Raw genomic sequence first — 10,026 nt, forward strand, 5'->3', positions numbered from 1 at the left:
ATGTTAACCTTCATCAACTGGATTTCCGTCTGGGCCATTCCGGTTATTATCGCGTTCGTTCCCTTATATGCGTTTACTAAAAAAGTTCCGGTATATGAATCCTTTGTTGATGGAGCAAAAGATGGATTTTCCACGGCGATCTCCATTATCCCGCATCTGGTGGGAATGATGGTAGCAATCAGTGTTTTCCGGGCTTCAGGCGCACTGGATTATGTTATCAGTCTGTTCGCTCCGCTTGTATCCTGGATGGGCGTTCCCGGAGAAGTACTGCCACTCGGCATATTACGTCCGTTAACCGGGACAGGCTCTCTTGCTTTTACAACGGATCTAATCAAAACATATGGCCCGGATTCCATGATCGGACGTATGGCTTCCACAATCCAAGGGAGCACAGATACAACCTTATATGTATTGACTGTTTATTTTGGAGCCGTTGGCATACGAAATGGCCGATATGCACTCAAAGTCGGATTGTTCTCTGACCTGGTCGGATTTATTGCTGCTCTGGCTATTTGTTTGATTGTTTTTGGTTAAAATATAACGACTCTCCTTCCGATATAATAGATGTGCTAGAATGGTAGCGGAGGAGGAGAGTGACGCATGCATAAAAGGATAAAACAAATGCTCCGCTTAGGTATGTCAAGCATCATTGCTGTTTCTTTGCTTGCTGGACAGACAGGCATGGCGGCTGCTCAGGCGGTCAATACGATTCATTTTACAGGTTACTTTGACAAACAACTGCGTGCACAAATGGCGGTTACTGCAGATTCATTCCCTGTGGTGAACGTTCGTCTGGTCAAGCAGGATGAGCCGGATATGGTGTACTATGACGTGGGAACTTCCATACTGATTTCCAAGGATGAAGTTCTGACCAACTACCATGTCGTTCAGGAGTTTGCTGAACTAAAGGATGGCGACGAAGGTACGTTAACGGTAGCGAGTCCAGGTCACTTGGAACGCCCCATTAAAGCAAAGATTATCAAGACGGACCCCGTAACTGATATGGCCTTGCTGAAGCTGGACAAGGACATGGTTGCAGAGCCGGTTACGTTCGCAAGCGCGAGGGATAACCAGATTGTATATACGATTGGATTTCCGAAAAATCCTGCCGGTGATCTGGTGCTGCTGGACGAAGAATTTCCTTCAACCTATAATACGATTGCCAAAAGCCGAGTATACAGCAGCCAAGCTTCGGATGTGCCGGGCAAAAAGGGAATTGGCAGTATTGTGAAAGCCATGGCACAAGGCAATTCCGGGGGTCCTGTTCTCGATCAGAATAATCGGGTCATTGGTATGATGACATTTGTATATGGCGGAAAAACCTATTATATTACGTCGAAAACATTGCAGTCTTTCATCAAAGAAACCACATCACCTGCCAAGAAACAGATTGCTGTCGCAGGCAAGGTAACCAGTTAACCCTTGTCGTTAACGTCCAAGTGAATATACATATTCACAAAACTAAACATGCTCATCTTCGTAGTTCCTGTCATGGTGCAGGAAATGGGAAGATGGGCCTTTTTTAATTAAATATGCACGAGTTCGTGGCTGAAAAAGGGCATTATCGCCTCCTGTTTACATTTTCCTTGGATTATCCTTGTGATTTCCCGCCTTGATGGGTATCATTAGTGTGAGGTGACATGACAAACATGGAAAGATTACAAAAAATTATCGCACAGGCAGGTATTGCATCTCGCCGTAAGAGCGAGGAACTGATCCTGTCCGGCAAAGTGGAAGTTAACGGGGAGGTCGTAACCGAACTGGGTACAAAAGCGAACCCCGAAGAGGATATGATTACGGTTAATGGAAAACCGATTCGCAGTGAAAAGAAAGTGTACTTGATGTTGAACAAGCCCAAAGGTGTGATCACGAGTGCATCTGACCCGGAAGGACGGAAAATTGTATCCGACTATCTTAAAGGTGTCAAAGAACGTGTATATCCGGTGGGACGACTGGACTACGACACAGAGGGTCTGCTCATTTTGACCAATGATGGTGAGTTCGCTCACTTGCTGACGCACCCAAAACACCATGTACCCAAAACGTACTTGGCAACGGTCAAAGGCGTTCCGCATGGTACTGCCCTGGAGAAATTAAAGACAGGCATTATGCTGGATGACGGGATGACAGCTCCGGCAGAGGTGGAGTACAAGGATGTGGACACAGCTAACAATGAAGCTGTCATTTCCATTACCATCTACGAAGGTCGTAACCGCCAGGTAAGACGTATGTTCGAGGCGATTAACCACCCGGTAACGCGCTTGAAACGGATCTCCTTTGGTGGTATTTTGCTGCAAAACCTGAAACGGGGACTGACGCGTAATTTGACCAAAGAGGAAGTCAATAACCTGATTACACTCGCAAAATCGGAACCCGCCAAAAAAATGAAAAAAAGGTAATCTGAGGACACATAATTTTCATAAAACCGCCGCAGTTTTGTGACGAAATTCGCTATAATTGTTCATAGGATGTTCACAGTTGGGAGAGACGATGAACAATTACGAATCAGTCACTGCAAAGGGGAGCAGCACATGGGGAAATCAAGAAGAACGGTGCAAATCGTCATTTTGTTATTGATCCTGGTGTTGGGCGGATATGCGATCACCACATCGGTATCCGGCTCGAATGGCAAGCCGAAAGAAGGGGACAAGGCTCCTTCTTTTGAATTGCTGGGCCTGGATGGTCAAGTGCATACGTCTGAAGAATATGAAGGTAAGGCCATGGTGATCAATTTTTGGGGCACTTGGTGTGAGCCCTGTGTGAAAGAGATGCCAGCGCTTCAAGCTCAAGCAGACAAGTGGAAAGATCAGGGTGTTCAATTTATCGGCATTAATGCTGGAGAAGATCAGATGACCGTGGATAATTTTGTTCGTCAGGTGGGAGTCAATTTTCCGATTATGCTCGACCGGGACAAAACTTCGATTCGGGATTTCGGAATCTCGCCGATGCCTACAACCTTTTTCGTATCGAATACGGGCAAAATCTCTACCATTCATATCGGTCAACTTGATTTGGATACGCTTGACGCTCAAATTTCACAACTGGCGAAGCAGCCCTGACAGGAGGTCTAGTCGTGTTCCAGAATACCAAATGTGAATGTGGACATCAGAACCCGGTCGGTACCGTACTCTGTGAAGCATGCGGTAAGCCGCTGCTCGAAGCTGAGGCTAAATCGAAAGAAGTTCTGGAAATGCGCTATGATGGCAGGGCCCGTCGTTCGCAGCGCAGCAACCCGAATATCATTGATCGTGTGTGGAACTTTTTTTCATCCGTGAAGATTGCGGTCTATCTGATTGTATTTACCCTTGTAGGGTCCATGTTGGGAACCATCTACCCTCAAGAGAGTACGTTTCTCAACATTGATCCATCTGTGTATTACAAAGAAACCTATGGACAGTTGGGCCATATCTATTACCTGTTGGGTCTGTCCCATACATACGAATCCTGGTGGTTCATCCTATTGCTTGTTATGATCGGGGCTTCACTCGTCATATGCAGTTTAGACCGGGTGCTTCCGCTCTATAAGGCACTCAACAAGCAAAAAATCCGCAAACACATGCAGTTTCTAACGAGGCAGCGTCTGGTATACCAAGGTCCCATTGAAGAGGGGGCAGAAGAATGGATTACGAAAGCGGTTACGCCGCTTAAAAAGAAAGGATATCGAGTGCATACAGAGGGAGGTGCGCTGCTGGCCGAGAAGCAACGATTCGCCCGGTGGGGACCCTATGTTATTCACATCGGTTTAATTATTTTTCTTCTGGCTGTGTTGGCCCGTGGCCTTCCCGGACTTAATCTGGACGAGCATGTTGCCTTTCCGGAAGGCGAGATTAAGAAAATCCCTAATACCTCTATGTACTTAAAAAACGAACAGTTCAATGTTGAATTTTACAGTGAAGAGGAAGTTCCCGAGCAGTTTCGAAATTTGAACAAAATTGTTCCAAAACTGTTCGAAACCAAAGTTGTGTTGTATGAATGCACCGCCGATTGCTCGGATCTGTCCAAGAAGCCTCAATTAAATGAGGTTGCCCGGCATGATGTAAGGGTGAATCATCCATTAAACTATCATGGGTTGAAAGCTTATCAGTTCGATTACGACCTTACACCTACCATTCGCTCTGTAACTCCTGATTTGGTCGATGCCAAAACGGGGGAGAAGTACGGTTCATTCCAGATTGACATGGTCGATACAGAGCGCTCCTTTGAGGTAGGTCCATATTCACTTACCGTAAAAGACAAGTTTATGGATTTTGGACTTGATGAAAACGGTCAGCCCAAATCCTTGTCCCCTTCACCTAATGCTCCAGCCTTTTTATTTGTAATTAAAGGCCCGGAGCTGCCTGAAGAAGGGATTCAATATCTTTATTTCGCAAAACAGGTGGATAAACAGCGTTTTCGCCAGGATTCAATAAACCAGCAGCTGATAGGGGGAGAAATTCCTCTGCAGCTTGAAGTTGACAGCATGGATAAGGTTGATATCATCCAATCCGTAAGTTATCTGAATATACGTGTAGATAAGGCAATGCCATTTGTCTGGGTTGGAGCCGGAATTGTGATGTTGGGATTGGTCATGGGCTTCTACTGGCATCACCGTCGTATCTGGATCCGAATTGATGATGGTCAGCTCACGCTGGGAGGACACACCAACAAAAACTGGTTTGGCTTCAGGCGTGAAGTATCAGCCGTGTTAAAACAGATGAATCTTGAAGTGGATGAGAAGTCGTTGGATAACGGGGGGAACCAAGGATGAGTTTATTGGATTTCAGCAGCGACGCATTTATTGTATCTTTTTTTCTCTATTGTGCTGCATTTTTGTTATACGCTATTGCTGTTATGGGCAAGAAGTGGAGTAATCGAGATCCTCAGGCTCATGTAGCCAGATGGGGGAAAAGAGCATTTATCGCTTCGATCGTTGCACTCGCAGCGCATTTCGTTTTCTTTTTTACGCGCTGGGCTGGAGCAGGCCACATCCCTGTCAGTAACATGTATGAATTCATGACTTTTTTATCCATGATGATCATGGTCGCATTTATTGTGGTATATGCCATCTATCGAAAATCATTGCTTGGACTGTTTGCATTACCACTTACAATTATTATTATGGCATACGCCGCCGTATTCCCACAGGAAGTACAGCCTTTAATCCCCGCACTGCAATCGATTTGGCTTAAAATCCATGTAACGCTTGCTGCCCTGGGTGAAGCCTTCTTCGCGGTTGGGTTTGCAGCAGGCTTCATGTATTTGCTTCGTACCGTTGATTTCAGTGGGAAAGACAAATCGTCCAGACGCCAGCGGGGCTGGGTGGAGTTTACCTTCGTTACGATTGTCGTTGTAATCGGGTTTATTGGAACCGTATTTGCCTTTCGTGCGACGGGGTACGAGACGGTTTTTGTCCAGAAAACGGCCAGCATTGACACAGAGGTACAGGAAGATAGTACAATAGAGAAAGTGATTTATCGCATGCCTCCAATTTTTGCACCTTATCAGAGTGAAGTGGAGAGTATGACACCGTTTCTTGGGATGAAGGAACCGCTACTTGAGACGCCATCCTGGATGAACGGAGTTAACGCCGGACGCAAATTGAATACGGTAGTCTGGTCATTGATTGTAGGTTTGATTCTCTACGGAATTATACGATTAATCGTAAGAAGACCGCTCGGACAAGCTCTGCAACCAATGCTGGACGGCATTGATGCTGATGATTTGGATGAAATCAGTTATCGTGCAATCGCCATCGGTTTTCCGATATTTACATTAGGGGCATTAATTTTTGCCATGATTTGGGCTCAGATTGCCTGGAGCCGTTTCTGGGGCTGGGATCCCAAAGAAGTGTGGGCATTGATTACATGGCTTTATTATAGTGTGTACCTGCATTTGCGTTTATCCAAAGGGTGGCAGGGCCGAAAATCTGCTTGGCTTGCCGTGCTCGGATTCCTGGTTGTCATGTTTACGCTGGTAGGTGTGAACTTGATCATTGCCGGACTGCACTCTTATGCAGGAGCCGACTAGGATAGGCAGTTTCGCTAAAGTATTGGAGAAAAATCCATGAAACCATGCATTGCCCCTGCATCAAAAGTGGGCATTCAAATATTGTTCGCCAGATCGAACATAATAGAAGTGATTGGAGTTATTGCAAAGGGGCTGGAGTGGAATGGCAGAACATGAGAACCGGATACTGGTCGTGGACGATGAGGAACGGATCCGCAGACTTTTGAAAATGTATCTTGAAAAAGAAGGATATGAAATTGATGAAGCGGAAGACGGCGAGACAGCACTGCGAAAAGCAACAGCTGGAGATTATGGCCTGATTTTGCTCGATGTTATGCTGCCTGGCATGGACGGTGTAGAAGTGTGCACTCGTCTTCGTCAGGTGAAATCGACTCCGGTATTAATGCTTACTGCAAAAGGTGAAGAAATTAACCGTGTTCAAGGATTTGAAGTAGGCGCAGATGACTATGTGGTGAAGCCTTTCAGCCCACGTGAAGTGATTTATCGGGTGAAGGCAATCCTGCGTCGTTCTTCGGCAACTGCATATCTGTCCAAAGAAAGTAACTCAAGCAACAATATCGTATTCCCTCATCTGGTTATTGAGCATGACGCTCATCGGGTAACTGCAGGTGGGGAAGAGATAAGTCTTACACCAAAAGAGTATGAGTTATTACATTACCTGGCGACCTCTCCGGACAAAGTGTTCTCCAGAGAGGAATTGCTCAAGGATGTTTGGAATTATGAGTTTTTCGGTGATCTCCGCACCGTGGATACACACGTCAAGCGTCTTCGTGAAAAGCTGAACAAGGTGTCGCCTGAATCGGCGGCTATGATTACGACAGTTTGGGGTGTGGGTTATAAACTGGAAGTACCGAAATAGTTTCAATTTCTGGAGATCACTGGTCGGGAAGTTATGGATTACGATTATATGTCTCGTGGGCTGTGTGCTCATCGCGCTGGGTCTTTTTTTGCTACCGTATATCGATACGAACTTTGCGGAATCGGAGTCCAGAGACATCAAGCGCCTGTTCACGTATGTCTGTATCATCGGGTTCAGTTTAACGACATTCTTCGCCCTCTTTTTGTTCACGAAGATCACTCAGCCGATGCAGCAGCTGATTCAGGCAGCCAATGCAATTCGCAAAGGAAATTATGGGACTAGGCTCTCTCTCGTGACTAGCGACGAGATTGGTGAACTGGCTAACACATTCAATCACATGGCGGCTCAACTGGAGGACAACATTCGGAACCTGAATCATGAAAAGGAGCATTTGGCAAGTGTGCTTCGTAGCATGACGGATGCCGTTGTTACTTTTGATGGTGAAGGTAAGGTTATTCTGACGAATCCTCCAGGGGAAAAGATCATGCAGGCTTGGTGTGACCTGGATTGGGCACAGGACGAAGAGGGGCAGGAAGTAAACAATGGGGATGTGTCTTCACGGGAAGTTCCCGAACCACTGATTCCTTTGTTCAAACTGGTTATGGAGCATGGCGGCGATCAGAGCTCGAATGTGCATGTTCAGCAGGGAGTGTGGTCTGTTCAGATGACACCTCTATATGCAGATAGTGTTGTTCGAGGTGCGGTTGCCGTTCTGCGTGATGTGACTGAAGAGGTTCGTTTGGAGAAAATGCGTCGTGATTTCGTTGCCAACGTGTCTCATGAAATACGAACGCCGTTATCCATGATGCAAGGTTACAGTGAAGCTCTTCTGGATGGCATGGCAGCTTCTCCCGAGGAAAGTGAAGAATTGATTCAGGTCATTCATGATGAATCCCTACGGATGGGCAGACTGGTCAAGGATCTGCTGGATCTGGCCCGGATGGAAGCGGGGCATACGGATATGGCGATGAAGGAAGTCGATTTGGTGGAACTTCTGGAACGGGTGTATCGGAAATTCTCTGTACGCTCCAAAGAACAGGATATCCGGCTTCATTTTGAATGTAGTCAGTCAAGCATTATGCTTCAGCAGGCTGATGAGGATCGTCTTGAGCAGGTATTTACCAATCTGCTTGATAATGCATTTCGTCATACACCTCCCGACAAAAATGTCATTATTGCGGCCACATTGGCTGGAGATCATCGAACATCCATGGCTAAAGTGTCGATTAAGGATGAGGGTGCGGGTATTCCTACTTCCGATCTGCCATTTATCTTTGAAAGATTCTACAAAGCGGATAAGGCTCGGGTTCGTGGAGAAAGTGTGGGTACTGGGCTGGGTCTGGCGATCGTGAAAAATATCGTTGATGCGCATCATGGTATCATTCATGTGAACAGCACGCTTGGCGAAGGTACAGAGTTTATATTACAATTTCCGGTGAATTCCCCGAAATAGCCGGATTTCATACGAAAATTGTGGAAACACCCTCCTGAGGAGGGTGTTTTTTTGTTGAAGTGTACCGTTTAATCTTGTTCAACGTGGAACATATAAAAGTTGTTAAATTAACGAAACAATTATATTGTCCAAGATAATTTTCCCTCCAACGTGACATAAGCTTGAAAAACAAGGTAGTCAAAGGAGGATTGGATAACGCATGTCCGATAGGCGTAAACGGGTAAATATCAAAGCTTTTTTGGAAGGTAGATCGTTCAGGGCGGGATCGCCCTTCATTCCTATAACAACAGGTGAGCAGGAGCAATTTGAAACGTTACTTCAATCGTTGGCAATCACCATCCCCGCTGCAGTTAGTCAGCCTACATCTGCTAACATACTTGCGCTGCAGTCAGGATTACGGAATGTACTTACTTTTGTTAACGAGTCAGGTTTCCGTGCTGGCGTAAAAGCCGAGCTTCAAGCTGTATTGGAATTAACCATTGCAGCTTCAGAGGTCGTACCTGTTGCGTTAGTCAACTTGTCTGGCAACTTACAGAATCTGCTTGATGATCTGTTGAGTGTGACTTTGTTGCTTGAGGTACCCCCGCCAGAGAAAGATAAGCTTGTAGGATTGATTCGGAATACGTCTATAGCACTTAGCCGTTCAACCATAGGAATTGGTTCGTCCGGGATAACCGGACCTGCTGGTCCACCGGGGGTGCCCGGAGTGCCCGGAGTGCCCGGTGTGCCTGGAGTACAGGGGCCGGCAGGGCCTCCTGGAGAGGCGGGCTTAGCGGGTCCAGTAGGCCCAGTAGGCCCAGCAGGTCCAGTAGGCCCAGCAGGTCCAGTAGGTCCGATTGGTCCCGCTGGACCACAAGGTGCTCAGGGTCCAGTAGGACCAACGGGAGCAGGGTTTAATAATGTAACGCCATATGATCCAACACAAGGTCCAAGTTATTCTCAAGGCCAAGTTGTCAGTTATGATGGGAATTTATATGTAGCTAATGTAAATAGCCCAACGGGTATCCCTGGAAGTTCGCCAGATTTTACATTATTGTTATCGGGTGGAACAACTGGTGCTACGGGAGCAACAGGTGCAGGTTTAACAGGCATCGTTCCTTTTGATCCTGCGCTTGCTCCGTCGTACGCTTCCGGGCAAATTGTTACCTATGCAGGTGGAACATATATTACGAATGTGGCTTCTCCAACGGGGACTCCAGGAACTTCAGGGGATTACACATTACTAGCGAGTGCAGGAGTAACTGGCTCGACTGGAGCAACAGGCGTAGGTTTGGAAGGATCGGTGCCATTTGACCCTGCTGCGGCTCCGACATATCCATCAGGTCAGGTGGTTACGTTCAACGGCAGTACTTATATTACCAATGTGGCATCTCCGACTGGAACGCCAAATACCTCTCCGGATTATACGTTGCTTGCGGGTGTCGGACCTACTGGTTCAGCGGGTCCAACGGGAGCAACAGGAATAGGTTTAACTGGGATTTTGCCATTTGATCCGGCAGTGGCACCAACATATCCAGCAGGTCAAATTGTTACTTTTAACGGTAGCACGTATATAGCCAATACAGCATCACCAACCGGAACACCCGGAACGTCTCCAGACTACACGTTGTTGGCAGGAGCAGGGGTGACAGGCGTTACCGGAGCAACAGGGGTAAGCATAACAGGAAGCACAGGGAGTCCTGGAGCTACAGGTCCAACCGGATCGACT

Annotated in this window: 9 protein-coding genes; all 9 read left to right on the forward strand. The window is 46.8% G+C overall.

What is annotated here, in order from left to right; translation table 11 throughout:
* Window positions 1–534, forward strand: a complete 534-nt coding sequence (locus PIL01S_RS13785) for a spore maturation protein (protein ID WP_095290528.1) — start codon at window positions 1–3, stop codon at window positions 532–534.
* 66 nt (window positions 535–600) lie between these two features.
* Window positions 601–1,419 (forward strand): S1 family peptidase, encoded by an 819-nt coding sequence (locus PIL01S_RS13790; RefSeq protein ID WP_127537967.1) that lies wholly within the window; start codon window positions 601–603, stop codon window positions 1,417–1,419.
* Window positions 1,420–1,649: 230 nt separating this feature from the next.
* Entirely contained in the window at window positions 1,650–2,399 is a 750-nt protein-coding gene (locus PIL01S_RS13795; protein ID WP_095290531.1) for a pseudouridine synthase, read from the forward strand.
* Between the two features lie 132 nt (window positions 2,400–2,531).
* Window positions 2,532–3,059, forward strand: a complete 528-nt coding sequence (locus PIL01S_RS13800) for a redoxin domain-containing protein (protein WP_095290532.1) — start codon at window positions 2,532–2,534, stop codon at window positions 3,057–3,059.
* 14 nt (window positions 3,060–3,073) lie between these two features.
* A complete protein-coding gene (gene resB / locus PIL01S_RS13805) occupies window positions 3,074–4,747 on the forward strand; it encodes a cytochrome c biogenesis protein ResB (protein WP_127537968.1) in 1,674 nt (557 codons plus the stop codon).
* Entirely contained in the window at window positions 4,744–6,006 is a 1,263-nt protein-coding gene (gene ccsA / locus PIL01S_RS13810) for a cytochrome c biogenesis protein CcsA (protein ID WP_127537969.1), read from the forward strand. The genes resB and ccsA overlap by 4 nt, the downstream gene beginning before the upstream one ends.
* 142 nt (window positions 6,007–6,148) lie before the next feature.
* Window positions 6,149–6,865 carry a response regulator transcription factor gene (locus PIL01S_RS13815; RefSeq protein ID WP_017687664.1) on the forward strand — a complete coding sequence of 239 codons (717 nt, stop codon included), beginning with the start codon at window positions 6,149–6,151 and terminating at the stop codon, window positions 6,863–6,865.
* Window positions 6,834–8,318, forward strand: coding sequence for an ATP-binding protein (locus tag PIL01S_RS13820; protein ID WP_281280794.1), 1,485 nt, complete (start codon window positions 6,834–6,836; stop codon window positions 8,316–8,318). The genes PIL01S_RS13815 and PIL01S_RS13820 overlap by 32 nt, the downstream gene beginning before the upstream one ends.
* 199 nt (window positions 8,319–8,517) lie before the next feature.
* On the forward strand, window positions 8,518–10,026 hold a 1,509-nt coding region (locus tag PIL01S_RS13825; RefSeq protein WP_127537970.1), incomplete at its 3' end, for a collagen-like repeat preface domain-containing protein.

The sequence above is a fragment of the Paenibacillus illinoisensis NBRC 15959 genome, assembly GCF_004000925.1.
Lineage (GTDB): Bacteria > Bacillota > Bacilli > Paenibacillales > Paenibacillaceae > Paenibacillus > Paenibacillus illinoisensis.

Coding starts and splice junctions, on each gene's coding strand:
- PIL01S_RS13785 (WP_095290528.1), top strand. CDS start 1: ATGTTAACCTTCATCAACTGGATTTCCGTCTGGGCCATTCCGGTTATT.
- PIL01S_RS13790 (WP_127537967.1), top strand. CDS start 601: ATGCATAAAAGGATAAAACAAATGCTCCGCTTAGGTATGTCAAGCATC.
- PIL01S_RS13795 (WP_095290531.1), top strand. CDS start 1,650: ATGGAAAGATTACAAAAAATTATCGCACAGGCAGGTATTGCATCTCGC.
- PIL01S_RS13800 (WP_095290532.1), top strand. CDS start 2,532: ATGGGGAAATCAAGAAGAACGGTGCAAATCGTCATTTTGTTATTGATC.
- ccsA (WP_127537969.1), top strand. CDS start 4,744: ATGAGTTTATTGGATTTCAGCAGCGACGCATTTATTGTATCTTTTTTT.
- PIL01S_RS13815 (WP_017687664.1), top strand. CDS start 6,149: ATGGCAGAACATGAGAACCGGATACTGGTCGTGGACGATGAGGAACGG.